Source organism: Mangrovimicrobium sediminis, from assembly GCF_004745945.1.
GTDB lineage: Bacteria > Pseudomonadota > Gammaproteobacteria > Pseudomonadales > Halieaceae > Mangrovimicrobium > Mangrovimicrobium sediminis.
The window spans coordinates 60,101-75,209 of the sequence record NZ_SRLE01000003.1 but is presented as its reverse complement, the minus strand read 5'-3'; the positions used below and the strand labels follow the sequence as shown (position 1 = coordinate 75,209).

Annotated in this window: 10 protein-coding genes; 7 read left to right on the top strand and 3 right to left on the bottom strand. The window is 67.3% G+C overall.

Features of this window, described 5'->3' with window-relative positions; translation table 11 throughout:
- Nucleotide 1: 1 nt before the first annotated feature.
- Nucleotides 2-487: a (2Fe-2S)-binding protein gene (locus E4634_RS03285; protein WP_135441186.1), complete on the bottom strand. Its 486-nt coding sequence runs from the start codon at nucleotides 485-487 to the stop codon at nucleotides 2-4.
- A gap of 4 nt (nucleotides 488-491) precedes the next feature.
- On the bottom strand, nucleotides 492-1,361 hold the full coding sequence (locus E4634_RS03280; protein ID WP_135441185.1) for an FAD binding domain-containing protein: 870 nt from the start codon (nucleotides 1,359-1,361) through the stop codon (nucleotides 492-494).
- 291 nt (nucleotides 1,362-1,652) lie between these two features.
- Between E4634_RS03280 and E4634_RS03275 the strand changes: the two genes are divergently transcribed.
- From E4634_RS03275 to E4634_RS03260, 5 genes are all read left to right on the top strand, one after another.
- Entirely contained in the window at nucleotides 1,653-4,133 is a 2,481-nt protein-coding gene (locus E4634_RS03275) for a tetratricopeptide repeat protein (RefSeq protein WP_135441184.1), read from the top strand.
- A 459-nt stretch (nucleotides 4,134-4,592) separates the two neighbouring features.
- On the top strand, nucleotides 4,593-5,348 hold the full coding sequence (mddA, locus tag E4634_RS03270; protein ID WP_135441183.1) for a methanethiol S-methyltransferase: 756 nt from the start codon (nucleotides 4,593-4,595) through the stop codon (nucleotides 5,346-5,348).
- Nucleotides 5,349-5,403: 55 nt separating this feature from the next.
- On the top strand, nucleotides 5,404-5,547 hold the full coding sequence (locus E4634_RS21430) for a hypothetical protein (RefSeq protein ID WP_167854754.1): 144 nt from the start codon (nucleotides 5,404-5,406) through the stop codon (nucleotides 5,545-5,547).
- Between the two features lie 142 nt (nucleotides 5,548-5,689).
- A complete protein-coding gene (locus tag E4634_RS03265) occupies nucleotides 5,690-6,229 on the top strand; it encodes an RNA polymerase sigma factor (protein WP_135441182.1) in 540 nt (179 codons plus the stop codon).
- On the top strand, nucleotides 6,211-8,289 hold the full coding sequence (locus E4634_RS03260) for a vWA domain-containing protein (RefSeq protein WP_135441181.1): 2,079 nt from the start codon (nucleotides 6,211-6,213) through the stop codon (nucleotides 8,287-8,289). The genes E4634_RS03265 and E4634_RS03260 overlap by 19 nt, the downstream gene beginning before the upstream one ends.
- A 204-nt stretch (nucleotides 8,290-8,493) precedes the next feature.
- Here E4634_RS03260 and E4634_RS03255 read toward each other — a convergent pair whose 3' ends face one another.
- The gene (locus E4634_RS03255) at nucleotides 8,494-11,115 is read right to left on the bottom strand and encodes an ExeM/NucH family extracellular endonuclease (RefSeq protein ID WP_135441180.1); all 2,622 of its coding nucleotides are present in this window, start codon (nucleotides 11,113-11,115) and stop codon (nucleotides 8,494-8,496) included.
- A 245-nt stretch (nucleotides 11,116-11,360) separates the two neighbouring features.
- Here E4634_RS03255 and E4634_RS03250 point away from each other — a divergent pair, with 245 nt between their 5' ends.
- Both E4634_RS03250 and E4634_RS03245 read left to right on the top strand, forming a co-directional pair.
- Nucleotides 11,361-12,761, top strand: a complete 1,401-nt coding sequence (locus E4634_RS03250) for a M20/M25/M40 family metallo-hydrolase (protein ID WP_135441179.1) — start codon at nucleotides 11,361-11,363, stop codon at nucleotides 12,759-12,761.
- An 84-nt stretch (nucleotides 12,762-12,845) separates the two neighbouring features.
- The gene (locus E4634_RS03245; protein ID WP_135441178.1) at nucleotides 12,846-15,104 is read left to right on the top strand and encodes a hypothetical protein; all 2,259 of its coding nucleotides are present in this window, start codon (nucleotides 12,846-12,848) and stop codon (nucleotides 15,102-15,104) included.
- Nucleotides 15,105-15,109 lie beyond the last annotated feature (5 nt).

Sequence of the window (15,109 nt, the reverse complement as noted above, 5' to 3'; positions counted from 1 at the left end):
GTTATTCCCCCCTCATCGTCGCGCCGGCGTCCATCACCGCGCGGATAATCTTGTCGTAACCGGTGCAGCGGCAGAGGTTGCCGGCCAGCCAGTAGCGGGTCTCCTCTTCGCTCGGGTCCGGGTTTTTCTCCAGCAGGGCCTTGGCCGCCACCACGATGCCCGGGGTGCAGATGCCGCACTGCAGCGCTGCGTGCTCGAGCAGCTTTTCCTGCACCGGGTGCAGTTGCCCCTCGTGGCCCACGCCCTCGACGGTCTCGATGGACTTGCCCTCGGCCTCCGCGGCCAGCACCAGGCAGGAACAGACCAGGGCGTCGTCGAGCATCACCGAGCAGGCGCCGCAGTCGCCGGTGGTGCAGCCTTCCTTGGTGCCGGTGAGGTTCAGGGTGTTACGCAACACGTCCGAGAGGATCTGCCCGGGTTCGCACAGGAACTCGCAGGGCTCGCCGTTGAGCGTGGTGCTGATATGCAGCTTCTTTTGCGTGGTCATGTGTTCACTCCTCGGCCTGGGCGCGTGACTGGGCGATAAGCGCTGCCCGGCGGGCGAGCACTCCGACGACCTTGCGCCGGTACTCGGCGGTGCCGCGCTTGTCGCTGATCGGGTTGGCGGCGGCGGACGCGGCTTCGGCCACGGCGGCCAGGGCCGCGTCGTCGAGCTTGCTGCCCACCAGGGCCTCGGCCGCGGCGGGCACCAGCAGCGCGGTGGGGGCGACAGCGCCGATGGCGACACGCGCGGCGGTGCACACGCCGGCATCGTCCAGGGTCAGGGCCACCGCGGCGCCGGCCACGGCGATATCCATCTCGGTACGCGGGATGAAACGCAGGTAGGCGTCGGCGCTGCGCGCCGCCGGGCGCGGGAATTCCAGGGAGACGAGGATTTCATCCGCGGCCAGGCAGTTGCGGCCGGGGCCGGTGTTGAACGCTTCCACCGGTACGCTGCGCATGCCGTTGGGGCCGTAGATGTTGCACTGCGCGCCGCAGGCGATCATCGCCGGCACCGAGTCCGCCGCGGGCGAGGAATTGCACAGGTTGCCGCCGGGTGAGCAGCGCCCCTGTACCTGGGTGGAGCCGATCAGCCCCAGCGCCTCGACGAAGCCGGGGTAGAGCGCGGCGATGTCGGCATTCGCCGTCACCTCCGCCCCGGGCACGGCGGCGCCCAGGCGCAGTCCGTCCGCGCCGAGGCTGACCTCGCCGAGTTCGGGTATACGCTTGATGTCCACCACCAGCGCGGGCTCGCGCAGGCCGAGTTTCATTTGCACCAGCAGGTCGGTACCGCCGGCGAGGACCTTGGGGTTGTCGCTCCCACCGAGTAGCGCGGCGGCTTCGGCGAGGGACGTTGGTGCGGCAAATTGCAGTGACTGCATTGCTTTCCTTCCTCCTGTCAGGGGTCGGTTATTGTGATTCTGGCCTGTGAGGCGAACTGCCTGCCCTGCGCCCGTGGGGCGCTCCGGGGAAACCGCGGGTGCCGAAGCGCCCGGTGCGGGGGCTTCGCCGGCGGCCGGCAGGGTAGTCCGTCGATCATTCTTACCTATTTATGGCTTTATGTCAGTAAACTGCCACTGAACGAGCGACCCGCAGCCGCGATTTTGGACGCACGGCAAGTTGGTTTTACACTGGCGGCCCACACCCGGCAGCGGAACACAGGCGAACGCAGGATGCACCCGGCCCCCCAACCACTCTTCCGCTTCGGCGAGTTCACCCTCGATACCGGCCTGCGCGAACTGCGCCGCGACGGGCGTGCGGTGGACATCCAGCCGCGCGCCTTCGACCTGCTGGTCTACCTCATCACCCACCGCGACCGCGCCATCGACAAGGGGGAACTGCAGGACGCGGTGTGGCCGGGCATGGTGGTCACCGAGACCGCGCTGACCCGGGCCATCATGAAGGCGCGCAAGGCGATCGGCGACGACGCCAACCGGCAGGATTTCATCAAGACGGTACACGGCCACGGTTACCGCTTTGTGGCAGGGCTGCTGGAAGAGGCGCGTGCCGCAGAGGGTGGCGCTGCGCCGGTGGACCCCGGTGCGGAATCCTCGGCGCCGGCCGCGACGGGGGTTTCTGTCGATCCAGCCGGGGACCCTCACTCCCCGGCCAGCGCGGCTCAGCCTGGCGCCGGGCCGACAGTATCTGCCGCGACCGGCAACGCATCGCGAGGGCGTCCGCTGCGGAACTGGATCCTGGCCCTGGCTGCGCTGTGCCTGGTCGTGGTCGCCGCCTGGGCCTGGCTGCGACCGGTGCCCGCGGATGCCGGCGAGACCCGCATCGCGGTGCTGCCCCTGCAGGACGAGACGGCAAATGCCGAGCTGGCCTGGACGCGCCTGGGCCTGATGAGCTTCGTCAGCAACCTGCTCGGCGCCGAAGGCCGCCTGGCGGTGGTGGCGGACGGCAGCGTGGTGAGCCTCGCCGAGAGCATCGGCTGGACATCCGGGCTGGAGAACGACACCGGCGAGACGCTCGCCGCGCGCCTGCGCGAGGTGTACGGCGCCAGCCACCTGCTCGGCATGCAACTGGTCGCCGAGGGTCGCGGCCTGCGCATGAACTACAGCCTGCTGGGGCCGGATGGCGAGGTGCAGCGCGGCACCATGGTCGGCGACACCGCCACCGAACTCGCCGAGGGCGTGGTGCAGAGCCTCTACGGCCGGTTGCTCGGCCGCCGCGTGCGCGCCGCCGATTCGCCGGTGGTCTCCAGCGACCCATTCAACAACGAGGCCTTCGCCCGCGGCATGGACCTCTCCCTGCAGGGGCGCTGCACCGAGGCCGTATCGTACTTTCACGTCATCATCGAACACGAACCGGGGTTGTTCGCGCCGCGCTACGAGTACGCTGCCTGTCAGCGCGTGCTGGGCAAACCGGATCTGGCGGGGGAGTTGCTCGACACCCTGCTCGAGGAACAGCGCGCGCTGGGGCCCAGCCGCCAGCTCGCACTGGTACTGATGACCCGCGGGATCATGTTCAACCGCACCGGCCGGCTCGACGAGGCCGAGGCCAGTCACCGCGAGGGGCTGGAGGTTGCCCGGGCGGTGGGCGACCACGACAGCGCAGCGCGACTGCTGCACAACCTGTCCATCGTCTTCGAGGACCGCGGCGACCTGGAACGGGCCGAGGAGTTTCTCGACCTCGCCGTCCTCGACTACCGCGCGGCAGGCCGCGAGAGCCTGCCCGGGCATGTCTATTCCGCCCGCGCCAACCTGTGCATGGACCGCGGCGAGCTGGTGGAGGCCCGCGGTTACCTCGACCAGGCCATCGCCGCCTTCCGTGCGGCCGGCGACCGGCGCAACGAGGCCATGATGCTCAACAACACCGGCTACCTGCTGCGCGAAATGGGCCGGCTGGATGAATCCGAGGGCTACCACCTCGACTCCCTGGCCCTGCGCGAGGAAATCGGCGACCGGGTCGGTGTGGGCCGCGTCTACGGCCAGTTGAGCGTGCTCTACGAGGCTCGCGGCGAGTTCGACCGCGCCGCCGAGGCCGCGGCGGGCGCCTACCAGACCGCCCTGGAAACCGGCGACCGCCTTTACCAGGGCACCGCGCTGGCGCAGTGGGCGGCGGCCGAGGCCAGCGCTGGCGACCGCGCCGCGGCCCGCGAGCACTACCGGGGCAGCCGCGAGGTCTTCGCCGCCATCCAGGACCGCATGCGGGTGCTGCAGGTGGACGTAATGCTCGCCCGGCTGGACCTCGACGAGGGCGCACTGGAAACGGCGGAACTGACCGCCCGGGATGTTCAGGCCGCGGCCAGCGAGGCAGGACTCAACCAACCGGAGATCGAGGCCCTGGAACTGCTCGGCGAGATCGCCCTGGCGCGCGGCGACCTTGCAGCGGCCGTGACAACCTACCAGCAGGCCCTGGCGCGCGTGCGCGAGACAAGTTGGAGCGGCAAGGAAGTCGCCATCACCAGCACCCTGCTGCAGACGCTGGTAGCCAGCGGCGACCTCGACAGCGCAGCCCCGCTGGCCGGCGCCCTCGCCTCCCTCGAGCCGAGCAGCGACTCCCTGCAGGCCCAGGCCGCTTTCGCCCACGCCAGCGACCAGCAACCCCAGGCCGTCGCCCTCATGGAACAGGCCAAAACCCTCGCCGGCGCCCGCTGGACCCCGGACAACGAAGCCACCCTCACTCGCTACCGCACCCTCACCCCCTAAAGTGGGGTCAGATACGCCTTTAAATGATGTTTGTCTTCCCCACGGGCCTCCGGCATTCAGTTCCTGCGGCATTGGTTTTCATCGGGAGGATTCCCAGTACCAAAGAAAAAGGTGCCAGGCCAGGAGTTCCACCGTGGACATCATTAAAAGTCGTATCTGACCCCACTTTTCGGGGGCGGGTTTTGTGAGCGGGCTCCCAAAACTGGATCGTCGCTCCGGGAATTGCTTTTGCTGGACGGAGTTTTCGGGCAGTTTTGGCGTTCGCGACTTTTGTCCTGTCGTCGTATCTTTTTTGGTAGTGAGCGTAGTTCGTTGTATTTATTGGTGATTTTTCGTGGTCATGAAATGGTCATGGACGCGTCAGGGGTTGATCAGGACTGGGACGGGGTTCTGGCGCACAGTGTGCCCAACGCCGGCCACGGGGGCCGGCAGTGAATAACACACTGGAGAGTCACCCTCATGCAACGCATTCTGGTCTTCGCCTACGGGGCGCTGTCGTACATCGTCTTTTTCCTGACATTTCTCTACGCGATCGGCTTCGTTGGCAACATTTACGTGCCAAAGGGCATCGATTCAGCACCCCAGGTGCCGCTGCTCACCGCCCTGCTGGTCAACCTCGGCCTGCTCGCGCTGTTTGCCGTGCAGCACAGCCTGATGGCGCGGCCGTTCTTCAAGCGCTGGATCACCCGGTTCATACCCCAGGCCATCGAGCGCAGTACCTATGTACTGGCCTCGAGCCTGGCGCTGATCGCCCTGTTCGTGTTCTGGCAGCCGATGGGCGGCGTGATCTGGGCGGTGAACCAGCCGCTGCTGGTCGCCCTGCTGCAGACCCTGTTCGTGCTCGGCTGGCTGATCGTGCTCAGCAGCACCTTCCTGATCAACCATTTCGACCTGTTCGGCCTGCGCCAGGTGTGGCTGAACCTGCGCAACAAGCCCTACACCGAGCTGCGCTTCGTCACCCCGCTGATGTACAGCTTCTGCCGCCACCCGCTGTACCTGGGCTTCCTGCTGGGCTTCTGGATGACCCCGGTCATGACCGTCGCCCACCTGCTGTTCGCCCTGGGCACCACCGGTTACATCCTGGTCGCCATCCAGCTGGAGGAACGCGATTTGATCGATGCGCACCCGGAATACCTCGAGTATCGCCGCCGCGTGCCGATGATTATTCCTATACCGGGTCGTCGCCGCGCGGCGCACGCACCGGAAGCTGCCTGATCGTGTCCGGGGGCCGAGCGCGGCTCCCGCACTACCGCCTGTGGAGACAGACGCCATGCAAGCACTACTGACCAAGTACCAGCAAAGCCTGCCACCGTGGCTGACCCGCCTCGGGCTGGCCGGATTCCTGTTCTTCCTCGCCAAGGGCCTGCTCTGGCTGGCCGTCCCCTGGCTCGCTGCGGTGCTACTCGGCGCCTGACAACCCCTCCCCACCACCCGGCATGCCCGCAAACGCGGCGGCCGGGTTATCATCCCGGTTCACGGGACAAAAATAATCAGCGCCGGCGCCCAAGGATTGCGGCCACCCGCGCGTCTCATACCCAAACAGCCACCGACTGGCCATGACAACGGACCCAGAGGACATCATCCGGCGCGCCCAGGCGGGCGACCGCGACGCCTTTTCGAGACTCGTCGACGACCACTACGCGACGATGTACCGCTTCGCCCGTCGTTTCTGCAGCAGCCGGGAAGACGCGGAGGATGTCACCCAGCAGGCCTGCATCAAACTGGCCCGCAGCATCGGCCAGTTCCGCTTTGAATCCGCGTTCAGCACCTGGCTCTACCGCCTGGTGATCAACTGCGCGCGGGACTGGCAGCGCGCGCGACCACCTGTACGGGAGAGCGAGGCGCCGGAACCCGCCGCCGCGGACAGCGCAGAGCCCGCGGTCATGCTGGCCCAGGTGCTGGCGCAGGTGGCGGCGATGGGCGAGGGCTACCGCGAGACCGTGGTGCTGGTGCTGGCCGAGGGGCTCACCCACGCCGAGGCGGCGGATGTACTGCAGGTCAAGGAGTCCACCGTGTCCTGGCGCCTGCACGAGATACGCAAACGGCTGGCACAGCAGGTGCCGCCGGGAGTCGATGTATGCAAGACGACGAACTGAAACACCTGTTCGCGCGGGTGGATGCCACCCCCGACGCGACACCCGACGAGGATGCCCGCCGGCGCGCCCGCGAGGCGGCGCTACAGGCGTTCGATGCGGTGCAGCTGGAAAACGCCGCAGAGAACACCGTGCAGAACGCCGCGGTGGGTACTGGGGAACAAGAGCGGAAAAAAACTGCACCCGGCGACCAAGGATTCGCCGCGGGTGCGCGTCCCACTCCCGACAAACCATCCATCGGGAGATCCATCATGAATGTCTTGAGTGCCCACAACCCCGCCCAGCGCTGGTTCATCAGCGGCCTGGCCAGCGCCGCCGTGCTCGTGCTCGGCGTGTTTATCGTCCTGCAGGTGCCGCAGCGCGGCGGACTCGAAGGGAGCCTCGGCGGACTCGCCGACAGCGATGCCTACGACGAGATCCTGCGCTCGGAGCGCAGCCTCGAATTGCGCCAGGACTCACTGGAAGAAGTCATCGTTACCGCCCCGAGCGCATTCGCCGCAGAGGATATGGAAATGTCGGCAGAGGTCGCGGCGCCTGCGCCACAGGCCTCCCGGATGAGCCAGCCCGCCCTCACGATCGAGGAAGCGGTGATCACTGCGCGACGCAAGGTGAGTGCAGATGACGCCAGTCCACCCCCGTACTACCAGGACACCGGCCGCGACAAGTTCGAGGCCACCGAAACCAACCCGGTCAAACGCGTCGGCGAGGAACCCGTCTCCACGTTCTCCATCGATGTCGACACCGCCGCCTACAGCTTCGTGCGCCGCCAGCTCAACCACGGCGTGCTGCCGCAAAAGGACGCCGTGCGCCTGGAGGAGATGGTCAACTACTTCCCCTACGACTACCCGCTGCCGGAAGACCGCTCGCGTCCGTTCAGCACCAACGTGACCGTCACCGACTCGCCGTGGAAGCCGGGCAACAAGCTGGTGCACATCGGCATCCAGGGCTATGAACTGGACGGCGCCCAGCCGCGCGCCAACCTGGTGTTCCTGCTCGACGTCTCCGGCTCCATGAACAGCCCGGACAAGCTGCCGCTGGTCAAGCAATCCATGCACCTGCTGCTGTCGCGCCTGCAGCCGACGGATACGGTCTCCATGGTGGTCTACGCCGGCGCCGCGGGCACCGTACTCGAGCCCACCCCGGCCAGCGAGAAACAGAAGATTCTCGACGCGCTGGGCCGCCTGCAGGCGGGCGGCTCCACCGCCGGCGCCCAGGGCATCCAGCGTGCCTACGAGCTGGCTGAGGCAAACTTTATCGAGGACGGCGTGAACCGCGTGATCCTCGCCACCGACGGCGACTTCAATGTCGGCATCACCGACCGCGAGGCGCTGCAGGACTTTGTCGAGCGCAAGCGCGAATCCGGCGTGTTCCTCTCCGTGCTCGGCTTCGGCCAGGGCAATTACAACGACGCGCTGATGCAGGTGCTGGCACAGAACGGCAACGGCGTCGCCGCCTACATCGACACCCTCGGTGAGGCGCAGAAAGTGCTGGTGGACGAGGCCACCTCCTCACTCTTCCCCATCGCTCGCGACGTCAAGATCCAGGTCGAGTTCAACCCGGCCACGGTGAGCGAGTATCGCCTGCTCGGCTACGAGACCCGCCTGCTGGCCGAGGAGGACTTCAACAACGACGCGGTGGACGCCGGCGACATCGGCGCCGGGCACAGCGTGACGGCGATCTACGAGATGACTCCCGCGGGCAGCGACAGCGGCGTGTTCTCCGCCTCGCGCTACCGCGAGCAGGCCGAGGCAGGCGATGCGCGTGGCGACGAGTACGGCTTCCTGCGCCTGCGCTACAAGCTGCCGGGCGAGGACAAGTCGCGGTTGATCGAGCAGCCGATCCCGCTGCGCGATGACAGTACCCCGGCGCTGCGCCGCGAGGTGGACTTTGCCACAGCGGTGGCCGGGTTCGCGCAATTGCTCGAAGGCGGCAAGTACACGGGCGAGTGGGGTTACCAGGATGTGCTGCGGCTGGCCCAGGCGAGTCGCGGGGATGATCCCTACGGGTATCGGGCGGAGTTTGTGCAGCTGGTGCGCAAGGCGGAGGTGGCGGACGCGATGTGAGGGTGCGGGCCGGAGCCCGGGGTCAGAGCCATGGCTCCGACCCCTCGTTTCGTGGCCCCTGCCTCACGGGGTTGCACCCGGGGTCAGAGCCGTGGCTCTGACCCCTTGTTTCATGGCCCTGCCTGCCGGGGTTGAGCCCGGGGTCAGAGCCGTGGCTCTGACCCCTTGTTTCGTGGCCCCTGCCTCACGGGGTTGCACCCGGGGTCAGAGCCGTGGCTCTGACCCCTCTCTCCGGCTACTGGTTCTGAACCAGTAGATCAGGCACTGACGGGCATTTGCGAACGGCGTGCCGTCGGGCCGGGACAGGTCGCGCCAGCCGCCGCGCACGCAGTCGCGACCCTCGCGCGGCTGCACGTTCAGGTCCAGGCCGACAACCACGGGGTCGTGGTCCGAACTGCGGAACTCGTTGGCCTCAAACAGCGCATCCTGCGCCGGCTGCTTGAAGCTGGTGTCGTAGTCCAGGATGTCCGGCTCGTCGGCATTGATCTGCCAGGGCGCGGCGCCGCTCACCTGGCCGGCGAGCTGGCCGTTGGCCATGGCGTAGTCGAGGTAGCCGTACTGGCCATCGAACACGTAGCTGTAGGCGTACTCGCCGCCGAAGCTGGCCAGCAGGTCGACGTAGCCGGCGCTCTGCAGCGCGATGATCGGGTCTTCCTTGTCGTAGGAGTTGAGGTCGCCGAGCACCAGGAAGTCGCCGTCGCCGCTGTCGGTGGGGTCGGTGGCCAGCCAGTCGCCGAGGACCCGCGCCGCGTCGGTGCGGGTGCCGTTGCAGTTGCCCTGGCCGTCGCCGATGTCCGGGTCGCCGATGTCATCGCAGTCCGAACCCTTGGATTTCAGGTGGTTGACCACCGCGGTGAATACGCCGCCGTTGCCGTCCATGAAGGTCTGCGCCAGGGCCGGGCGGTTCTTGTCGTCGATGTAGTCCGCGTCGAAGCTGCTGTCCAGCACCGCGTAGTCGCCAAGGGTGGAGACCAGGGCCGGCTGGTAGATGAAGCCGACCTGGATGGCGTCGCCGCCGATCGCACCGGTCGCTACCGCCGCGTAAGTGCCGGCGCCGAGCTGGTCGTTGAGGCCGGCGACCAGGTCGTCGATGGCCGCGCTGTTGTTCTCCAGCTCGATCAGGCCGACCACCGCGGCGTCCAGCTTGGCCAGGGCGGCGATGATCTTGCTGCGCTGGCGCTCGAACTCCTCGGCGTTGTCCGCACCGCGGCAGTCGAGGTTCATGGCCGGGCCGCAGATCGCGCCGCTGTCATCCAGGGTGGTGAAGTAGTTGAGCACGTTAAAGGAGGCCACCTTCAGGCTGCCGCCGACCGCCGGCGCGCTGGCCGGGCGCGGGTTGGCCGCGGTGTAGGCGGCGCCGGTGGTGGGCTGCACGCGGTACAGGCCGAAGCTGTAGTTCAGCACGCCGGTGGTATCGGCGACCAGGTCGCCGCCGCGGAAGCGGTTGGCCAGGGTGAACTCGGCGCCGTTGGGGTGAATCGCCGGGTCCGGGTTCTGGCTGGTGCGGCCGTCGTCCAGGGTGATGCGCGAGCGCGCGTTGAGGTCGGCGCGGTCCATGTAGCCGTTGCTGCCGGGCAGTTCCACCGCGGTGGCGGTCATCGGCCGCGCCTCACCGGGCAGCGGCAATGCGAGGACGATTTCGCCGTAGCGGTCGAAGTTGAAGTACTCGCTGATCACCAGGGACTGCGGCAGGGTCACCAGCATGCCCTCGAAGGGCTCGAAGTCGGCGATGTCGGCCACCGGCAGGGTCAGCGTGCCGGCGCTCGGCAGGGGCTGGCCGCTGGCCATCACCACCACGTCGCTGGCGGTTACTTCGGTGAGGCCATTGAACTCGGACACCAGGCCGGTGACCTCGACCAGGTCGCCCACGGCGACATCCACCGCACCGCCCGGGTAGTAGACGAACACGCCCTCGGAGGTCAGCGGGTCGCCGTCCACGTCGGCGTCTTCTTCCTGCACGAAGAAGCCGTTGAGCTCGCCGCTATCGGCCTCGCCGTTGTTCTGGAAGTCGCCGACGACCACCGCCTCGATGGTCACGTTCGCGCCGTCCAGGGGCGATATGTCGCCGCTGCCCTGCACCTCGTGGATTGCCACGGGCACAGGACCAGCGCCGTCCTCGAAACCGTCCAACACCACCAGGTTCTGCAGCGCATAGGCTTCGCTGCCGCCATCGGTATTGGCGGTGACGGTGACCAGCAGGCTGCTGCCCGTACCGCTGATCGCCGCGCGGAAGGTCTGCAACTGGTTGCCGAGCAGCGTGCCGTTGAGGGTCGCCGGGTCGTTCAGGGTGACCACGGCGCCGCCGGCCAGCTGGTAGTCGTTGGCGGCGCTGTCGTCGGTGACCACACTGAACAGGGTCTGTGCGGCGCCGCCGTCGATGGACGCACTCACGGTGAGGACATCGGAGGACTCGAAATCGCCCATGGCGCCGAAGTCCAGGGAGAGCCCGAGGTCGGTGGCGCCGCTGATGTCGAACTCCCAGGTGGCCAGCACGTCACCGCTGTTGTTGTCGCCGTTCACCGTGTCGGTGATGCCGAAGAACTCGTCGCTGTTGTTGTCGTCGATGATGCCCAGGGTGTCGCTAGGAAAACTCACCAGGCTGTCGTCCAGCACCTGGAAGGGAATCGTCGCGGACACCCCGCGCTGGTATTTCTGCGCGCCATCACCGGCATCGCTGAAGGCGCCGGCGAAGGCGTTGACGTGGGCGACCAGGTTACTGCTGGTGCTGCCCAGCATGTCCCAGGCGACGGGGGTCTCCGCCGCCAGGGCGGAAGCGCAGGGAAGACAGGCGAGCACGAGCGGCAGGCGACGGAACTGGCGGGACATCGGGAATACCTCAATTGACGGGAGCCCTACACACTAGGGGCATCAGGTGAAGGAAAGGTTACGCCAATATGTTGGTTTCATTGCGGTTCTCTGACAAGGACGCCGCGCGCCGGGTGCGGCCCCGCGGCCTTCACCGCAGGCGGATAACCGCACACCCTCCCGGCGCGCTTGTGCACCCGCCGCGGACGGGCTATGTTGCGGCATTGCGCCGCCCGCCGGCGCGCCCACGCGACTGACGGAATCCCATGTACAAGACCCTCCCCCTGCTGGCGCTGCTGCTGTGCGCCACCGCCACGCCGAACGCCATGGCAAGCGACGACCATCACGACCAGGCCCTGGCCATCTACCGCCACGCCATTTCCCTGCGCACCGCCCAGGGCCACGGCAAGGTGCCGGAACTGGCCAAATACCTGGCCGGACAGTTCCGCGCCGCGGGCTTCCCGGAGCAGGACATCCACGTGCTGCCGGTGGGTGAAACCGCGGCCCTGGTGGTGCGCTACCGCGGCGACGGCAGCGCCGGCAAAAAGCCGGTCAGCATCAGCGCGCACATGGACGTAGTCGACGCCCTGCCCGAGGACTGGGAGCGCGACCCGTTTACCCTGACCAAAGAGAACGGCTACTACTACGGCCGCGGCACCGCCGACAACAAGCTCGGCCTGGTCGCCACCTCCGCCATCTTCCTGCGACTCAAGGCCGAGGGCTTCGTGCCGGCCCGCGACCTGATCCTGGCCTTCAGCGGCGACGAGGAAACCGACATGGCGAGCACCAAAGCGCTGGTCGGCCAGTATCGCGAGTTGACCGACAGCGAGTACTCGCTGAACGCGGACATGGGCGGCGGCTCGCTGGCGGCGCCGGGCGGCGCGCCAGTCAGCTACGACATCCAGGCGGCGGAGAAGACCTACATCACCTATGAACTGCGCGTCACCAGCCCCGGTGGCCACAGCTCGCGGCCGACCCAGAAGAACGCTATCTACGACCTGGCCGGCGCGCTGGTCAAGCTGCAGGACTACGACTTTCCGGTACGCCAGAACGACCTGACCCGGCAGTATTTTGCCGCCCAGGCCAGGCGCACACCCGGTGAGCTGGGCGCCGCGATGGCGGCCTTCGCCGACAATCCCGGCGACGCGGACGCGGTGGCCACCCTGCGCACCAACCCGGCCTACACCGGCCTGGTCAGCACCACCTGCGTCGCGACCATGCTCGACGCCGGCCACGCGGAGAATGCGCTGCCGCAAACCGCGATGGCGGTGGTCAACTGCCGCCTGTTCCCCGGCGAGGGCGTGGAGGCCACCGCGGCGACCCTGGCGCGGGTCATCGACAACCCGGAAATCGCCGTCGTGCAGCGCGACGAGGCCACCGAGACCGACGCCTCGCCCCTGCGCGAGGACCTGCTCGCCGCCCTGCGCCTGGCGGTGGACGCCAACTACCCGGGCCTGGAGATCGTGCCCTACATGTCCACCGGCGGATCCGACGGCATGCATTTTCGCGCCGCCGGCATCCCCAGCTACGGCGTGGACGGGCTCTACATGTGGTCGGGCGACAACTACAACCACGGGCTCAACGAGCGTATCCCGGTGGACGCCTTCGACAAGGAGCTGCGCCACTGGTACGTGCTGCTCAAGGCCATCGGCCGTCCGCAGGACTGAAACGCTGCGACCACACGCCAGCGGGACCCGCCCGGCGGATTGTCTATACTTCGGGCGGGGACAATTCCAAGAGTTCGATCACGCATGAATATAACAAACGCGGCACGCACCGGTTTCGACCTGGAGTGCATCGTCTCGCATCGCCTGCTGGCACGCGTCGCTCAACTACTGCTCGACGCAGGGGTCCTGCCCTCTTTCTTCGAAGTGCCGAACCCGCTCGACGAAGACCAGTTCCTGCAGATGCAGATCAACGCCCAGACCGACGAGCAGGTGCCGCGCACCTACACCGCCGCACCGGGATTCAGCTACGCCGAAACCAATGAGAACGCCTTCGACGCCGGCTTCACCACCTACCCGGACGAACCCGACCTCGCGGACTTCGTCTACATCCAGTTCCGGGCGATCGCGAATGCCGGCTCCCAGCTGACCCTGGACCTCAACATCTACGCACGCATTCACCGCGAACTCGACATCCAGGCGCTGGCCCGCGACCTGCGCGATTTCGACGCGCAGGACCCGGACTCGGGACCCGCCCTGGACGAGTTGTTCCACGTCGAATCCATCCTCGACCAGACCGCTGCCTTCGACCCGCTGGACCCCACCGCCGGCATGCTCTTCCCGCTGGTACCGGTACTGGAAGAGCTCAACGCGGCTATCGCCGCAGCCGGGCAGACTCTCGCCGAGTCCGACGACGAAGTCTCCGCTGCGATCCGCGACGCGCTACTGGCGCAACTGGACCCGCTGAACGGGATGCGCCTGGACGTGCTGCACCTGAACACCCTCGAAGGTAGTGACAAGCTGGCCCTGGCCGCCAACCTGGTGCTGCTGGACCACGAGGTGGGTTTTGTCGCGCCGCGCGGCGACCTCTCGCAGTTTGTCGATTTCCTCGGCGACGAGCAGGACATCGCCTTCGCCACCGGCCCCGGATTCCTGGAAAACGTGCTCGCCGATGCGCTGCACAAGATGATGCTGGCGCCGGCTGTCGAGGCGGAGGAACTGGACGAGAACGACCTGCAGGGCATCTTCCTCGGCATGCGCTTCCCCATGGCGATCCCGCCCGAGGTGATCAGCGAGTTCCTGGGTACTGCCGCACCGGAAGAGGACGACCCCGAACCCCTGGTCACCGGGTATCTCAAAGCGCTGATCGTCAGCAGCATAGCGCGGACTTTCCCCGGCGACGAGGATGGCCCGGAGTTCGACTGCCTGCGCATTGAGCTGCAACTGGACGCCTACCTCGCCGATCTGTTCGGCATCGGCTCGGGTAACCTGTTCCTCGACGTGTTCCCGCTGACCGCCGAGCGCGACGGCCTGCCGGTGAGCGACCTCACCGTGGCCACCAATGCCCGCGCCGACCTGTGGCGCGGGCTGCTCAGCATCACCGGCTTCCCGCTGACCGTTATCGGCGCCGTCGTCGACCTGTTCTCGGACGCCGACGAGCAGATCATTCCGCTATCGGAGCTACTCGAACTGCCGCTGGTGGACATCGTGGTGGCGCGCAAGCGCTGGGAGCCGTTCTACCTGACCCTGCACACCTTGCTGCTGGAGGCGCTGGACCAGACCATCGAACTCAATCGCTTCGGCTTCGCCGCGCGCATTCATCTCAGCAAACGCTTCGAGGGTTACCCCAACGTCTACCTGCGCGAGGCGCAGCTCGGCGGCGAGATTCTGTCGCAACTGCTGTTTCGCGCCGAGCGCGCCAGCGAGGAGATACCCGCGGCACTGCATTACGCCAGCGACAGCGAGTTCTACACCCACCTCGAGGACGACGCGGAGAGCGAGATCTATCAGTTGCCGGCGGGTGACTCCAGCGGCTCGCCGGCGCAGCGCATACCGCAGGGCAAGTTCTACACCGGCAAGCGCTATCGCCCCCAGTGCATCACCATGGATGCGCAGGACGAATACATCGCCCGTATCGGCCTGTTCAGCGAAGAGGAGGAGCGCGACCTGCGCCGGCGCCTCGAGCACGAGTACCTGCGCGACTGGGCCAACGAACTGGTCGCCGACCTGGAAAGCGGTCTCGGCCGGCCCTTCGAAGAGGACGTCGGCGACGCGATCTACGACCAGCTCTACACGCTGATGGAAAGCAGCAGCGAGTTCGAGAAGTACCGCGCACTGGACCTGGACGACGACTTCAACGAGCGCCTGCTCGAACCCGGCGTGCTGCGCCTCGCGCTCAGTCCCGAACACCTGCACGGACTGATCATGGAACAGGTAGTCATCCTGCTCGGCTACGAGCCGGTGGTACGCGAGGGCAAGCTGTACTATCGCGGTGAGGCCGACGAGACGACCGAGAACAACCTGCTGTCGCTTCCTGCCTGCCCGGTCGCCATGGCGCCCGGCTGAGCCCG